The 15,305-nt window shown below is 58.0% G+C and carries 14 protein-coding genes; 7 read left to right on the forward strand and 7 right to left on the reverse strand.

Annotated elements, in window-relative coordinates:
• Positions 1 to 3: 3 nt before the first annotated feature.
• The 5 genes from ubiI (at position 4) to WFO70_RS14820 (ending at position 6,927) form a co-directional block, all read left to right on the forward strand.
• Positions 4 to 1,206, forward strand: coding sequence for an FAD-dependent 2-octaprenylphenol hydroxylase (gene ubiI, locus WFO70_RS14800; protein WP_337017062.1), 1,203 nt, complete (start codon positions 4 to 6; stop codon positions 1,204 to 1,206).
• A gap of 397 nt (positions 1,207 to 1,603) precedes the next feature.
• Complete coding sequence (gene gcvT, locus WFO70_RS14805) at positions 1,604 to 2,698, forward strand: glycine cleavage system aminomethyltransferase GcvT (RefSeq protein ID WP_337017064.1); 1,095 nt, start codon at positions 1,604 to 1,606, stop codon at positions 2,696 to 2,698.
• Between the two features lie 23 nt (positions 2,699 to 2,721).
• The gene (gene gcvH, locus WFO70_RS14810; RefSeq protein WP_337017066.1) at positions 2,722 to 3,111 is read left to right on the forward strand and encodes a glycine cleavage system protein GcvH; all 390 of its coding nucleotides are present in this window, start codon (positions 2,722 to 2,724) and stop codon (positions 3,109 to 3,111) included.
• Positions 3,112 to 3,238: 127 nt separating this feature from the next.
• Complete coding sequence (gcvP, locus tag WFO70_RS14815) at positions 3,239 to 6,112, forward strand: aminomethyl-transferring glycine dehydrogenase (protein WP_337017068.1); 2,874 nt, start codon at positions 3,239 to 3,241, stop codon at positions 6,110 to 6,112.
• A 71-nt stretch (positions 6,113 to 6,183) separates the two neighbouring features.
• A complete protein-coding gene (locus WFO70_RS14820) occupies positions 6,184 to 6,927 on the forward strand; it encodes an SDR family oxidoreductase (RefSeq protein ID WP_337017070.1) in 744 nt (247 codons plus the stop codon).
• Between the two features lie 2 nt (positions 6,928 to 6,929).
• On the opposite strand, the gene WFO70_RS14825 is transcribed toward WFO70_RS14820, so the two are convergent.
• From WFO70_RS14825 to WFO70_RS14850, 6 genes are all read right to left on the reverse strand, one after another.
• Positions 6,930 to 7,430: a protein disulfide oxidoreductase gene (locus tag WFO70_RS14825; RefSeq protein WP_337017072.1), complete on the reverse strand. Its 501-nt coding sequence runs from the start codon at positions 7,428 to 7,430 to the stop codon at positions 6,930 to 6,932.
• The gene (locus WFO70_RS14830; protein ID WP_337017074.1) at positions 7,420 to 8,022 is read right to left on the reverse strand and encodes a DsbA family protein; all 603 of its coding nucleotides are present in this window, start codon (positions 8,020 to 8,022) and stop codon (positions 7,420 to 7,422) included. Before WFO70_RS14830 ends, WFO70_RS14825 begins: the two co-directional genes overlap by 11 nt.
• A 1-nt stretch (position 8,023) precedes the next feature.
• On the reverse strand, positions 8,024 to 10,033 hold the full coding sequence (locus WFO70_RS14835; protein ID WP_337017076.1) for a protein-disulfide reductase DsbD family protein: 2,010 nt from the start codon (positions 10,031 to 10,033) through the stop codon (positions 8,024 to 8,026).
• A gap of 48 nt (positions 10,034 to 10,081) precedes the next feature.
• Entirely contained in the window at positions 10,082 to 10,441 is a 360-nt protein-coding gene (locus WFO70_RS14840; protein ID WP_337017078.1) for a copper resistance protein, read from the reverse strand.
• A 124-nt stretch (positions 10,442 to 10,565) separates the two neighbouring features.
• Entirely contained in the window at positions 10,566 to 11,999 is a 1,434-nt protein-coding gene (locus WFO70_RS14845) for a 6-phospho-beta-glucosidase (protein ID WP_337017080.1), read from the reverse strand.
• A 115-nt stretch (positions 12,000 to 12,114) separates the two neighbouring features.
• Positions 12,115 to 12,846, reverse strand: a complete 732-nt coding sequence (locus WFO70_RS14850; protein WP_142490021.1) for a MurR/RpiR family transcriptional regulator — start codon at positions 12,844 to 12,846, stop codon at positions 12,115 to 12,117.
• A 52-nt stretch (positions 12,847 to 12,898) separates the two neighbouring features.
• Between WFO70_RS14850 and yqfB the strand changes: the two genes are divergently transcribed.
• Together yqfB and trhA are read left to right on the forward strand one after the other, a co-directional pair.
• Positions 12,899 to 13,210 (forward strand): N(4)-acetylcytidine aminohydrolase, encoded by a 312-nt coding sequence (gene yqfB / locus WFO70_RS14855; protein WP_337017082.1) that lies wholly within the window; start codon positions 12,899 to 12,901, stop codon positions 13,208 to 13,210.
• A gap of 165 nt (positions 13,211 to 13,375) precedes the next feature.
• Positions 13,376 to 14,035 (forward strand): PAQR family membrane homeostasis protein TrhA, encoded by a 660-nt coding sequence (gene trhA / locus WFO70_RS14860; protein ID WP_337017084.1) that lies wholly within the window; start codon positions 13,376 to 13,378, stop codon positions 14,033 to 14,035.
• A gap of 93 nt (positions 14,036 to 14,128) precedes the next feature.
• Here trhA and ygfZ read toward each other — a convergent pair whose 3' ends face one another.
• Positions 14,129 to 15,109, reverse strand: a complete 981-nt coding sequence (ygfZ, locus tag WFO70_RS14865) for a tRNA-modifying protein YgfZ (RefSeq protein ID WP_337017085.1) — start codon at positions 15,107 to 15,109, stop codon at positions 14,129 to 14,131.
• Between the last annotated feature and the right edge of the window lie 196 nt (positions 15,110 to 15,305).

The raw sequence follows: 15,305 nt of genomic DNA on the forward strand, positions 1-15,305 counted from the left end.
AAAGTGCAGAATGTTGATGTTGCCATTGTCGGTGGCGGAATGGTAGGACTGGCGCTGGCCTGCGGTCTGCAGGGCAGCGGTCTGCGCGTGGCGGTGCTGGAGCAGAAAGAGCCTCAGCCTGTCGCTCTCGATGCGCCGCCGGAACTCCGGGTCTCGGCGATTAACGCCGCCAGCGAAAAGCTGCTGACCCGCATCGGCGTCTGGTCAGATATTATTGCCCAGCGCGCCAGCTGCTATCACGGGATGGAAGTGTGGGATAAAGACAGCTTCGGGCATATCGCCTTTGATGATGAGAGCATGGGCTACAGCCATCTTGGTCATATCATCGAAAATGCGGTGATCCACCATGCGCTATGGCAAAAAGCGCAGCAGTGCAGCGACGTGACGCTGATTGCCCCCGCGCAGCTGCAGCAGGTGGCATGGGGCGAAAACGACGCCTTTATCACCCTGCAAAGCGGCGACATGCTCACCGCGCGTCTGGTGGTGGGGGCCGATGGCGCAAACTCCTGGCTGCGTAACAAAGCCGACATTCCGCTGACATACTGGGACTATCGCCATCATGCGCTGGTCGCCACCATCCGCACCGCGGAGCCGCATCAGGCCGTGGCCCGGCAGATTTTTCACAACGATGGCATCCTCGCCTTCCTGCCTCTCAGCGATCCGCATCTCTGCTCGATCGTCTGGTCGCTTTCGCCCGAGAAGGCGCAGCAGATGCAGGAGGCATCAACCGACGAGTTTAATCAGGCCCTGTGCGTGGCCTTTGATAACCGGCTGGGGCTCTGCGCCGTCGAAAGCGAGCGTCAGGTGTTCCCGTTAACCGGCCGCTATGCGCGCCAGTTCGCGGCGCACCGTCTGGCGCTGGTGGGCGACGCGGCGCACACCATTCATCCGCTGGCCGGGCAGGGCGTGAACCTGGGCTTTATGGATGCCGCCGAGCTGGTGAACGAACTGCGCCGCCTGCACCGTGAGGGCAAGGATATCGGTCAGCATCTCTACCTGCGCCGGTACGAGCGCAGCCGTAAGCACAGCGCGGCGATGATGCTGGCGGGCATGCAGGGGTTCCGTGAACTCTTTGCCGGTGCCAATCCGGCGAAAAAACTGCTGCGCGATCTCGGCCTGAAACTGGCTGATACCCTCCCGGGCGTCAAACCACAGCTCCTGCGTCAGGCAATGGGTCTTAACGATCTTCCCGACTGGCTACGTTAATCTCGATCCCCGTCACACTTTGTTTACCCGGCCTCTGCGCCGGGTAAATATCCTCGTTTGAAATAATCTAATTTCACGCTCTTTTTCGCATTAGAAAATGTAATCTCACTATTTTTATGTTACGGAAATTCTGGTGGTTTTTCCGCGCGAAATATCGTCATATGCGCAATCCTGTCGACTGGATAGTAATTTAATGCGGGTTTAATCGCATTTTGCCAGTCAATAACTCTGTAGTCTTTCCCGCGTTTTTTGGTCATAAGCTAATGTGATGGCCCATTTTACCTTATGGTTAACCGCCGGTTTCGGTGGTAAGTTCAGGTAAAAGAGAACGTTTGCGTCGGTGCCTGCTAACGGGGCCGACACCGGGTTTCACGGTGAATTTTTCAACGAGGAAAAGATGGCTCAACAGACTCCTTTGTACGAACAGCACGTGTTATGCGGCGCCCGCATGGTGGACTTCCACGGCTGGATGATGCCGCTGCACTACGGCTCGCAAATTGATGAGCACCACGCGGTGCGCACCGATGCCGGTATGTTCGACGTCTCGCATATGACCATTGTCGATCTGCATGGCAGCCGCACCCGGGAGTTTCTGCGTTATCTGCTGGCAAACGACGTGGCGAAACTGACGAAGCCGGGCAAAGCGCTCTATTCCGGCATGCTGAATGCCTCCGGCGGCGTGATTGACGACCTGATTGTTTATTACTTCACCGAAGATTTCTTCCGCCTCGTTGTTAACTCCGCCACCCGTGAAAAAGACCTCGCCTGGATCACCCAACACGCCGAACCTTACGCCATCGACATCACCGTGCGTGACGATCTGGCGCTGATCGCCGTGCAGGGGCCGAACGCGCAGGCGAAAGCCGCGTCCCTGTTCACTGACGAACAGCGTCAAGCCACCGACGGCATGAAGCCGTTCTTTGGCGTGCAGGCGGGCGATCTGTTTATCGCCACCACCGGCTACACCGGTGAAGCGGGCTATGAAATTGCGATGCCGAACGAAAAAGCGACCGATTTCTGGCGTGCGCTGGTGGAGGCGGGCGTGAAGCCAGCCGGTCTGGGCGCGCGCGATACGCTGCGTCTGGAAGCCGGGATGAATTTGTACGGCCAGGAGATGGACGAAGGCGTCTCTCCGCTGGCGGCCAACATGGGCTGGACCATTGCATGGGAACCGGCTGACCGCGACTTTATCGGTCGTGAAGTGCTGGAACAGCAGCGTGAGAAGGGCACCGAACAGCTGGTTGGCCTGGTGATGACCGAGAAGGGCGTGCTGCGCGGCGAGCTGCCGGTGCGTTTCACCGATGCCAATGGCAACCACTGCGAAGGCATTATCACCAGCGGCACCTTCTCCCCGACGCTGGGCTACAGTATTGCTCTGGCGCGTGTGCCGGCGGGCATTGGCGAGACTGCCGTGGTGCAGATCCGCAACCGCGAAATGCCGGTCCGCGTGACCAAACCGATTTTTGTTCGCGCCGGTAAGCCGGTCGCCTAATTATTTTTATCAGGAGAAATTCAATGAGCAATGTGCCAGCAGAACTGAAATACAGCAAAGAACACGAGTGGCTGCGCAAAGAAGCCGACGGCACTTACACCGTAGGTATCACCGAGCACGCGCAAGAGCTGCTGGGCGACATGGTGTTTGTTGACCTGCCTGAAGTGGGCGCAACCGTCAGCGCGGGCGATGACTGCGCCGTGGCGGAGTCGGTAAAAGCGGCTTCTGACATCTACGCACCGGTAAGCGGAGAGATTGTTGCCGTGAACGATGCGCTGAGCGATTCGCCGGAGCTGGTGAACAGCGAGCCGTATGGCGAAGGCTGGATCTTCAAAATCAAAGCCAGCGACGATGCGGAAGTTGCCGCGCTGCTGGATGCGACTGCGTACGAAGCCTTACTGGAAGACGAATAATGTTGTGCCGGATGGCGCTGCGCTGATCCGGCCTACAGGACAACGTAGGCCCGGTAAGCGTTAGCGCCACCGGGCAACAGAGTTACAGACAACTACGATTCACTGCACGTTTCAGGAACCATCGCTCATGACACAGACTTTAAGCCAGCTTGAAAACCGTGGCGCCTTCATTGAACGTCACATTGGGCCGGATGCTCAACAACAGCAGGAGATGCTGAAGACGGTTGGCGCGGATTCGCTCGACGCACTGATCGGCCAGATCGTGCCAAAGGATATTCAGCTCGCCACCCCGCCGCAGGTGGGTGAATCGACCACTGAATACGCCGCGCTGGCGGAACTGAAAGGCATTGCCAGCCTGAACAAGCGCTTTAAGTCTTACATTGGCATGGGCTATACCAACGTGCAGTTACCGCCGGTGATCCTGCGAAACATGCTGGAAAACCCGGGCTGGTACACCGCGTACACCCCGTATCAGCCGGAAGTGTCTCAGGGCCGTCTGGAAGCGCTGCTGAACTTCCAGCAGGTTACCCTGGATCTGACCGGTCTGGACATCGCCTCAGCTTCGCTGCTGGATGAAGCCACTGCCGCCGCAGAAGCCATGGCGATGGCAAAACGCGTCAGCAAACTGAAGGGCGCAAACCGCTTCTTCGTTGCCGCCGATGTTCACCCGCAAACCCTCGACGTAGTACGTACTCGTGCTGAGACCTTTGGCTTTGAAGTGATTGTTGATGACGCTGATAAAGTGCTGGATCACCAGGATGTGTTCGGCGTGCTGCTGCAACAGGTGGGCACTACCGGTGAAGTACATGACTACAGCACTCTGATTACCGACCTGAAAGCACGCAAAATCGTGGTCAGCGTGGCGGCCGATTTTATGGCGCTGGTGCTGTTAACTGCCCCAGGCAAACAGGGTGCAGACATCGTCTTCGGCTCTGCACAGCGCTTCGGCGTGCCGATGGGCTACGGCGGCCCACACGCGGCCTTCTTCGCCGCGAAAGATGAATTCAAACGCTCCATGCCAGGCCGTATTATCGGCGTATCGAAAGATGCTGCCGGTAACACCGCCCTGCGCATGGCGATGCAGACTCGCGAGCAGCACATTCGTCGTGAGAAAGCGAACTCCAACATCTGTACCTCGCAGGTGCTGCTGGCCAACATTGCCAGCCTGTACGCCGTCTTCCACGGCCCGGTGGGTCTGAAGCGTATCGCCAGCCGTATTCATCGTCTGGCCGATATCCTGGCCTGCGGCCTGCAGCAGAAAGGACAAAAACTGCGCCACGCGCACTTCTTCGATACCCTGTGTGTTGAAGTGGCCGACAAAGCGGCCGTGCTGGCGCGGGCTGAAGCCGCAGAGATTAACCTGCGCAGCGACATCCTGAATGCCGTGAGCATCACCCTGGATGAGACCACCACCCGCGACGATCTGCAGGTTCTGTTTAACGTCCTGCTGGGCGACGGTCATGGCCTGAATGTGGATAGCCTCGACAAAGAGGTGGCCCATGACAGCCGCTCCATCCAGCAGACCATGCAGCGCAACGACGCCATCCTGACCCATCCGGTCTTTAACCGCTACCACAGCGAAACCGAGATGATGCGCTATATGCACTCGCTGGAGCGCAAGGATCTGGCGCTGAATCAGGCGATGATCCCGCTGGGCTCCTGCACCATGAAGCTGAACGCCGCCGCCGAGATGATCCCGATCACCTGGCCGGAATTCGCTGAACTGCACCCGTTCTGCCCGGCAGATCAGGCGGAAGGCTATCATATGATGATTAACCAGCTTTCCGACTGGCTGGTGAAGCTGACTGGCTACGACGCTCTCTGCATGCAGCCAAACTCCGGCGCGCAGGGTGAATACGCGGGCCTGCTGGCCATCCGTCACTATCACGAGAGCCGCAACGAAGGCCATCGCGATATCTGCCTGATCCCAAGCTCTGCCCACGGCACCAACCCGGCATCGGCCCAGATGGCAGGGATGGAAGTGGTGGTCGTCGCCTGTGATAAGAACGGCAACATCGATCTGGCTGACCTGCGTGCCAAAGCAGAGCAGACCCGCGATAAGCTCTCCTGCATCATGGTGACCTATCCGTCCACCCACGGGGTGTACGAAGAGACCATTCGTGAGGTGTGCGAGATCGTGCATGAGCACGGCGGCCAGGTTTACCTCGATGGTGCCAACATGAACGCCCAGGTGGGCATCACCACGCCAGGCTTTATCGGCGCGGACGTATCGCACCTGAACCTGCACAAAACCTTCTGCATTCCGCACGGCGGTGGCGGCCCGGGCATGGGGCCGATTGGCGTGAAAGCGCACCTGGCCCCGTTCGTACCGGGTCACAGCGTAGTACAGATCGAAGGCATGCTGACCCGTCAGGGCGCAGTCTCTGCGGCACCGTTCGGCAGCGCCTCCATCCTGCCAATCAGCTGGATGTATATCCGCATGATGGGCGCGGAAGGGCTGAAGCAGGCGAGCCAGGTGGCGATCCTCAATGCCAACTACATTGCAACGCGTCTGAAATCCGCCTTCCCGGTGCTCTACACCGGCCGCGATGGTCGTGTGGCGCACGAGTGCATTCTGGATATTCGTCCGCTGAAAGAGCAGACCGGCATCAGCGAACTGGACATTGCCAAGCGCCTGATCGACTACGGCTTCCATGCGCCAACCATGTCGTTCCCGGTCGCGGGCACGCTGATGGTTGAGCCAACCGAATCCGAAAGCAAAGCCGAACTGGACCGCTTTATCGACGCGATGCTGGCGATCCGCATGGAGATCGACCGCGTGCAGGACGGCGAATGGACGCTGGAAGACAACCCGCTGGTCAACGCCCCGCACACCCAGCACGAACTGGTGGCGGAGTGGAATCACGCTTACTCTCGTGAGCTGGCGGTCTTCCCGGCAGGCGTTGCCAACAAGTACTGGCCGACCGTGAAGCGTCTTGATGATGTCTACGGCGACCGCAACCTGTTCTGCTCCTGCGTGCCGATGAGCGAATACCAGTAATATCGATGGTGTAGTAATGTAAGCCGGGTAAGGCGAAGCCGCCACCCGGCTTTTTTTATGGGGAGAATAGAATGGGTATTGCACTTGTAACCGGCGCCAGCCGTGGTATCGGCAAAGCGACCGCACTGCAGCTGGCACGCGAAGGCTACACCGTGGCGGTGAATTATCACCACAACATCAAAGCCGCGACTGACGTGATTGCGCAGATTGTGGAAGAGGGCGGCAAGGCCCTGGCCGTGCGGGCGGATATCAGCGATGAAGCCCAGGTGATGGCGATGTTCGACAGCCTCGACCGTGAAGGTGAACCCCTCACCGCGCTGGTGAACAATGCCGGGATCCTGTTCGAGCAGAGCACCATCGAAAATCTCTCTGCCGAGCGCATTAACCGGGTGCTGGCCACCAACGTGACCGGCTATTTTCTCTGCTGTCGCGAGGCGGTGAAACGCATGGCGCTGAAGCATGGCGGAAAAGGCGGGGCGATTGTGAACGTCTCGTCCGCGGCCTCACGCCTCGGCGCACCGGGGGAGTATGTGGATTACGCCGCCTCGAAAGGTGCCGTGGACTCCCTTACCACCGGGCTGGCGCTGGAAGTGGCGGCGCAGGGCATTCGCGTTAACTGCGTGCGGCCTGGCCTGATTTATACCGACATTCACGCCTCCGGCGGCGAGCCGGGGCGTGTGGATCGGGTTAAGTCGATGCTGCCGATGCAGCGTGGCGGTCAGCCGGAGGAGGTCGCCCAGGCCATCGTCTGGCTGCTGAGCGACAAAGCCTCCTATGTCACCGGTAGCTTCCTCGAGCTGGCTGGCGGCAAATAAGGCTACGACGCCAGCCACAGCCGCAGGCGCATTCCCCAGCTGCTGGTCCAGCCGGTGGTGATCGACTTCACTTCACCTTTTGAGATCACCACCAGCGTTGGCGTCACCTGAACATCCCACTGACGCGCCAGTTCTCCGTTGGCGTCGTTAACCGTGGGCATCGTCACCTTCTTTTTCTGCAGCCATTTTTTGAGCGTAGCGTTATCGCCTGAACGCAGTGCAACCGACATCAGATTGCCGCCGTCTGCGGCCAGCGCTGCTACCGACGGGGTGGTGTAGCGGCAGACGCCGCACCACGTCGCCCAGACGTAAACCAGCAGCGGACGCTCCTCACTCATGGCGATAAGATCGACAGGCTGACCGTCGAGGGTATGCAGCGTGGTTGACGCGAAATTCTGCGGCAGCGCGGGCTGGCGAAAATAGTCCACCGCCAGGCTTACGGCTACGCCAATCAGCAGCCACAGGATCAGTTCGCGCAGCAGGCGCGGGAGTTTACTTGCCACGGGCATTTGCCAGCTGTTCTTTGACCAGCCCCTCGAGATCGTCATAAGGAATGGCGCCCGCGACCATCTGGTCACCGATGATGGTTGCCGGGGTGCCCTGAATATTCAGCACCTGCGACAGGATCAGGTTCATCTTTAAGCTGTCCATGGTTTTATCATCCGTTTTAATGCCGTCCGTTCCGGTTTTAGCCTGCGCGGCGGCGATGCTGGCGTCATAGTGGTAGCCCTTTTTCATCATCAGCCGCTGGTGGAGCGGCCAGAATTTATCCGGTGCCTGCTGCCACGTTGAGAGCGCTGCTTTAGCGGCATTCACCGAGCTTTGCCCCTTGAACGGCAGGAGTTTGATGATGAGCTGCACGTCGGGATTATCGTGGACGATTTTCTCCAGCATCGGGTCGAACTGCTTGCAGTAAGGGCAGTTGTAGTCCGTGAAGGAGACGATGGTGAGCTTCGGCGATGTCGCGCCCGTTCGCGGGCTGGCCGGATCGTTGAACAGCAGCGTCGCCAGCTGGTCATCGGAAGAATCCTCTGCCGGCGCGGCAAAACTGAACGTCGATAAAGAGAGCAGCAGTAAAGCGATGTATGTACGCATGTTATTTTCCTTTCGCATCGGACAGGGTGGTAAGCACCGCTTCGCGGCTTAACAGCGGAGGCAGCACGTGGCCCTGCGGTAGCCCTGGTCCGTAAATCTGGTTAAACGGCACGGCGGCGCTGCCGCGCGTGGTTAAGAACTGGCTGAGGGTATCGGAGGGGCGGCTCCAGTCACCGCGCAGGGCGACAACGTCCGGGGCGGATAGCGCATCCTGCACGTCGTCGCGCAGTAGCACGTTGTATTTATTGGCTTTACAGGTCACGCACCAGTCGGCGGTGACGTCAATAAATACCCGTTTGTTATCCGCCAGCGCGCGGGTAATGGCCTGCTCGCTGAGCGGCTGCCAGTTAACGCGATCGCGGCGGGAGCCCTCACTGCCGGAGCCGGAGACAAACGCAACGGCCCCGGCCACCACGATGACGACTGCCCCGGCGCGCAGGGCCGTTTGCCAGCGGTAGCGCCAGGCAGTGACCAGCAGCAGAGCAAGGATCAGAAGTACGCCCAGCGTGATAACGGGCAGGGTGCCAATGTGCAGGCTCAGCAGGCTCAGCAGCCACAGGGATGAGCCAAGCATCATCAGGCCCAGCACCACTCGCACGACGTTCATCCAGCGTCCCGGACGCGGCAACGTCCGGGCCAGCCCCGGCCAGGCCGCAACCAGCAGCCACGGCAGGCTCATGCCAATCCCCATCGCCAGGAAGATCCCCCACAGCAGGGGAAGCGGTGCCGCCAGCGCCACTGATACCGCCGTCCCGAGGAAGGGCGCGGTGCAGGGCGTCGCCAACAGCGTAGCGAACGCGCCTTGCCAGAAATGACCTGCCAGTCCGTTCCCCCCGCGCGTGGCGAGGAACGTGCTGGTACCGGAGGGAAGACGAATGTCAAACAACCCCAGCAGGCTGGCGCTGAAAAGCACCATCACCAGCGCCATTGCGCCAATAAACCACGGGTTCTGGAACTGGATCCCCCAGCCAAGCGCCTGATTGCCTAACCGTAAAACCGTCATCATCAGCGCCAGCGCGAGGAACGAGATCAGGATCCCGACGACTGAAGCAAGAAACTGGCGGCGCACCTGAACGCGCGCCTGCTGCTCGGTTTGCATCAGCGTGCCCAGCTTCATGGCCAGTACGGGCAATACGCAGGGCATGACGTTGAGGATCAGGCCGCCAGCCAGCGCCATCAGCAGTACCCAGCCTAACGAGAGCGCCGGCGCGGCGTTGCCCTGCTGAATACTCAGGCTGGACTCCTGCGCCTGCCCGCTATCGGCGAGCACCAGCGACAGGGTTTTGCCGCTGAGGTTGGGCGCGTCCTCGCCCCAGCTATCCGTCACGGGCACGGTAGCCACCAGCGAATCACCGCGCACGGCGAGGGTCGGCTTGCCGAAATCCACATCGTCCATGCCGTCGATAAACAGCGACGGCGCCTGCCAGCCTGCGTCTCGCTGTGCCGTGACGGTCAGCTTGCCGGGGGCGTAGCTGGCGTTGAGCGTTGAGGTCAACCCGCCGCTGAGCGGAAGGGTGCCCATTGCCCGGCTGAAGTCGTAATCAAAACCGCTTCCTGCGGACGCGGTCATGTCCAGCGAAAACGGATAGTCAGTAAGAATACAGACGTTGCTACAGGTTGATAGCGTCAGCACGCCGCTCAGGGTGCGGGGTACCTCGCCACGCAGGGTGATGGGAAAGCTCACATCGCCGTGATAGCCCTGGGTGGTGATGCCCGCGACGTCGAAACGCTCCGGGGTGGGCCAGCGCCAGGTTGCGTCCACGGGCTGATGCCAGGCGATCGCGGGTGCGATGCCGCCTTCGCCCGGCGAGCGCCAGTAGGTTTTCCAGCCTTTTTGCAGGGCGACGTCCAGCAGCAGGCGGGTTTCGCCAGCGCTTTCGGATTGCGCGCGCAGCCTGACGCTGGCGTGCTGATTATCGGCGGCGCGCAGCCAGCCGCTGTCGGCGGCCTGGCTGAGGGGCAGCCATAGCCAGAGCAGGCAGACCAGCAGTCGCCTGAATACAGTAAACATAAATTATCTCCGTAAATGATGAATTAACCTGATGTGTCAGGCGAATCCTCACTCACGGAAGACGCATAATCGCAGATGCACCCGTAATCGGGGCGGGGAAATAACGCGGGGAGGCCACAGCCGCTCGCGGCGTGGCGGGTTCGCTGCCAACAACGCCAGCAGCAGGGTAACGGCAAACAGGGCACCTTCAAACAAGATTGGCGGGACCGCCATCAGCGACTTGGCGCTGAGCTCACACGGCGTAACCGGCGCGTCGGTGCTCTCCTGGCCCTGCTGAACCGACTGAGTTGAGGCGGTGACATTCATGACGAGCGCGTGCATCCCGGCCATCCGCTGGGCGGTGCATATCAGCACCACCAGACAGGCCAGGGCTACCATCAGGATAGCGTTGCGTTGTCGCTTGATCATGTTCGCCTCTAATATTCAGGATGCCTATATTATCGGGCGAACATATTTTGGCAACGCTAATGCTGTAAAGAAGTGTCTGGAAGATAAGCGGTTTGCCCTCTCCTTGCCTGGAGAGGGCGAGCAATTAAAGCGTTTCGCCGTTGCTGGCAATCACGGTTTTGTACCACTCAAAGCTCTTCTTACGGGAGCGGGACATGTCGCCGGTGCCGTCGTCGTGCTTGTTGACGTAGATAAAGCCGTAGCGCTTGCTGTACTGGCCGGTAGTGAACGACACGCAGTCGATGCAGCCCCACGGGGTGTAGCCCATCAGATCCACGCCGTCGTACGTCACGGCCTTCATCATCTCTTCCACGTGGGCGCGCAGGTAGTCGATGCGGTAGTCATCGTTGATGCTGCCGTCTTCTTCCACTTTATCGTAAGCGCCGAAGCCGTTTTCCACGATAAACAGCGGCTTCTGGTAGCGTTCGTACAGTTCGCACAGCGAATAGCGCAGGCCCACCGGGTCAATCTGCCAGCCCCAGTCGGACGCCTTCACGTGCGGGTTCGGCACGCTGCCTTCGAAGCCGGAAATGGCGTCACCGGTACCGCCTTCCGCTTTGACCGCGTTGGTCATGTAGTAGCTGAAGCCCAGATAGTCGCAGGTGCCTTCACGCAGGATCTGTTCGTCGCCCGCTTCCATATGGATGGTGAAACCGCGGCGCTCCCACTCGTTCAGGACGTAAGACGGGTAGTAACCCCGCAGCTGCACGTCGGTAAAGACATAGCGCTCACGCATGGATTCCTGAGCAAACATCACGTCTTCAGGTTTGCAGGAGAACGGATAGAGCGCCACCATTGCCAGCATGCAGCCGACTTTCATCTCCGGGTTGATACGACGCGCGGCTTTCACCGCCAGGGCGCTGGCCACGAACTGGTGATGCAGCACCTGATACATGGTCTCTTCCGGGTTTTGATGTTCGGTATAGACCACGCCGGAGCAGCAGTAGCCGAACAGCGGCGCGCGCCAGTTACGCTGGTTGTTGATCTCGTTGAAGGTCATCCAGTATTTGACCTTGCTCTTGTAGCGCTCAAACACCACTTCAGCGAAATTAACGAAGAAGTCCACCACCTTACGGTTGGTCCAGCCGCCGTACTCCTGCACCAGGTGCAGCGGCATTTCAAAGTGGGAGAGGGTGATGACGGGCTCGATGTTGTATTTCAGCAGTTCATCGAACATGTCGTCGTAGAACTTCAGCCCCTCTTCATTGGGTTGTGTTTCGTCACCTTTTGGAAAGATACGGGTCCAGGCGATAGAGGTGCGGAAGCATTTGAAGCCCATCTCGGCAAACAGCTTGATGTCTTCTTTGTAGTGGCCGTGGAAATCAATGGCTTCATGGTTCGGGTAATATTTCCCCTCAACCACTTCCTGAGTGATCTCACGAGGCACGCCGTGCGCGCCGCCGGTCAGCACGTCACAAATGCTCGGACCTTTGCCGCCTTTGTTCCAGCCGCCTTCAACCTGATGCGCCGCAACCGCGCCGCCCCATAAAAAGTCTTTTGGTAAAGTGAGTTTTTTCATCTTTGCTAATCTCATTCATTGTCTTATTTTTTTGAGTCTAACAAAGAGGAATAAAAAGTCACGATATAACAATTCATATCAATTGTAATTTGTTACGGCGAAAAAACAGGGTGTTTTATTCCGTTAATTTCTTCGCCAGTTTACGTCCCAGAGATTCAAGAATATAAATCACCGGAATTTGTGTCGTAATATCGTAGACCCCGGCGATACGGGTTTGCGGCACGTGCCAGGAGAGATTAAAGTCCGCCAGTTTCGCCAGCCGCGAATGTTCGTGACTGGTGATGGAGAGCACCTTGCAGTGATGGAGGCTGAACTGGCTGGCGAAGCGCAGGATCTCTTCGGTTTCGCCCGAGACCGAGAGGACAATTGCCAGCGCGTTTTTCGCCATGTCGTTGGTGACCGGGAAATAAGGATCGTCGATATGGTTGCTGAATTTACCAATATTGGAAAAGAAGCGTGCGCCATATTTTGCCAGCGAACCTGAGGTGCCCGCACCGACAAATATAATACGCTCCGAGGACAAGATAATATCGACGGCGTTATTTAACAGAGTATCAAATTCGTCGTTGTTTACGCTTTTGAAAAAACTGATAATCTCACTGGCACCAAAATTGGCCTGCTGCGGTTCGTTTTGCTCGAGATATAATTTAAACCGCACGCGGAATTCAGAATAGCCATCGCAATTCAGTTTGCGGCAAAAGCGCAGCACGGTGGTGGTGGAAACCCCTGCCGCATCCGCCAGTTCGCGGATGGTCATGTACATCACCCGATCGCGGTTTTTAATGACGGTGTTATAGACCATCATCTCCAGATTATTGAGGCTGGCAATGGCGGAATGGGAGAACATGCTCACAGTGGCTAAACTCACTCATCAGACTTCATCTTCAGGGAATAATAACATGCAGCCAAACGACATTACTTTTTTTCAGCGCTTTCAGGACGACATTCTGGCCGGACGTAAGACCATCACCATCCGGGATGAGAGCGAGGCACACTTCAAAGCGGGCGATGTTCTGCGGGTGGGACGTTATGAAGACGACGGCTACTTTTGCACCATTGAGGTGACGGGAACCTCGACCGTGACGCTGGAAACGCTGACCGAAAAACATGCTCAGCAGGAGAACATGACCCTCGGTGAACTTAAGCGGGTCATCGCGGAGATCTACCCGAGTCAGACTCAATTTTATGTCATTGATTTTAAATGTCTTTGATTGATAAGTCGAACAGGCGTTAGCTGAAATATTTATATAAATACATGATTTAATTGGTTAAATATTTATATGATATTTATTTTAGCTAACAGGTGTTCACTGGAATCATTCTCAGTTAGCATAGTCAGCGATGCATTATTAACTTATGTTTTCCCGGAGTTCTCTATGGTTAGCAAACCATTAACCACACAGGGATATTCGCTGGCTGAGGAAATAGCCAACAGTATTAGTCACGGAGTCGGCCTGGTGTTTGGCATCGTCGGGCTGGTACTGCTTCTGGTTCAGGCCGTCGACACTAACGCCAGTGCGCTGGCGATCACCAGTTACAGCCTGTATGGCGGAAGCATGATTCTGCTGTTCCTGGCGTCCACCCTTTACCATGCCATTCCGCATCAGCGGGCCAAGATCTGGCTGAAAAAATTCGACCACTGCGCCATCTATCTGCTGATTGCCGGGACCTATACGCCGTTTCTGCTGGTGGGGCTGGATTCGCCGCTGGCGCGCGGGCTGATGATTGTTATCTGGAGCCTGGCGCTGCTGGGGATCCTGTTTAAGCTGACTATCGCGCACCGCTTTAAGGTGCTGTCGCTGGTGACCTATCTGACCATGGGCTGGCTGTCGCTGATTGTTGTCTATCAGCTGGCGGTAAAACTGGCGGCAGGTGGGGTAACGTTGCTGGCGGTAGGCGGAATCGTCTATTCGCTGGGGGTGATTTTTTACGTCTGCAAGCGCATCCCCTATAACCACGCGATCTGGCACGGGTTTGTGCTGGGTGGCAGCGTATGCCATTTCCTGGCGATCTATTTGTACGTTGGGCAGGTTTAAAGCGGCTTGTGCCCGGCGGCGCTTCGCTTGCACGGGCCTACAAGTCGAACCGTAGGCCGGGTAAGGCGAAGCCGCTACCCGGCATTCACACCATCACTCTTCCAGCGAATACGGCAGCGGCTCGATGCTCAGGGTATTTACATCTTCGCGCACGCGGAACACGCTGTCGGGCTCCATGTCATTGTTCATAACGGCCTGCACCAGCAGACGGCCATCATCGAGCTGAACGGCGGCGAGCACGGTGCCGGTCCGGCGCCAGTTCTCACCCATTTTCAGCTCCAGATCTTCACCGGCTTCCGGAACGCGGCTGGCCTGGCCCGCCAGATACCACAGCGCGCGTTTGTTGGCACCGCGGAACTTCGCACGAGCCACCATCTCCTGGCCGGTATAGCAGCCTTTTTTGAAGCTGATCCCGCCGAGCGCCTGCAGGTTGGTCGCCTGCGGAATAAACTGTCCGCTGTTGGCGGCGTCGATTACCGGGATGCCCGCTTCAATATTCAGTGACAGCCACTGCTGGCTGTTATTCAACTGGGCTTCACCGCGCAGGGCCTCGGTCACGCGCTCCGCGGTGGCGACATCGGTCACCAGCAGGAAGCGCTCCGCCGGGTGTTCAAACCACAGCAGCGAAGTGGCACCCTCGTGGGTCACCTGTTTTTCGGCATCAGGCAGTTCGCTGAACAGGTTTTTCAACGCCGCACGCGCCTGGAACCCGGCCACGCCTAACAGCACCAGCTCGTCATCGGCGGCAATGGTGACTTTTGAGAACACCGCATACTTTTTCAGCTCGGCAAGCTGCGCGTCGCGCAGGCTGCGGCGTTCAATCAGGGCAAAACCGTCCTGACGGCGGAAGAGACGCAGGTTGCTCCACATCTTGCCTTTCGGATCGCAGTGCGCGGCCAGCAGATGTTGGTGTTCGGTCATTTGACTGACATCAGCGGTCACCTGGCCCTGCAGGTACTTTTCGCTGTCGACACCGACCAGTGTTGCCAGCGCCCAGTCATCAAGAGTCATAAGCGTCAGCGGCAGACGCGCAGAGGCGACAGGCTGGCGCGGAGAAAAAGGTGTAAATGCCATAGTGATGTCCTGAATTGCATAACGCTTTATTGATGCCTAATGGTAAAAGAGACTGTAGCCAATGCAAGCGGTTTCAACAGGCTATTCGTGCCCTCACGCTGTTCTGCGTAACGCCACGCAAAACGGATGAACGCCCGGATTTGTTGTGGTTTTTTCTGGAAGAGTGCGCCAGCAACCTAATATTCCAGTAATGAAA

This window comes from Leclercia sp. AS011 (assembly GCF_037152535.1).
Taxonomy (GTDB): domain Bacteria; phylum Pseudomonadota; class Gammaproteobacteria; order Enterobacterales; family Enterobacteriaceae; genus Enterobacter.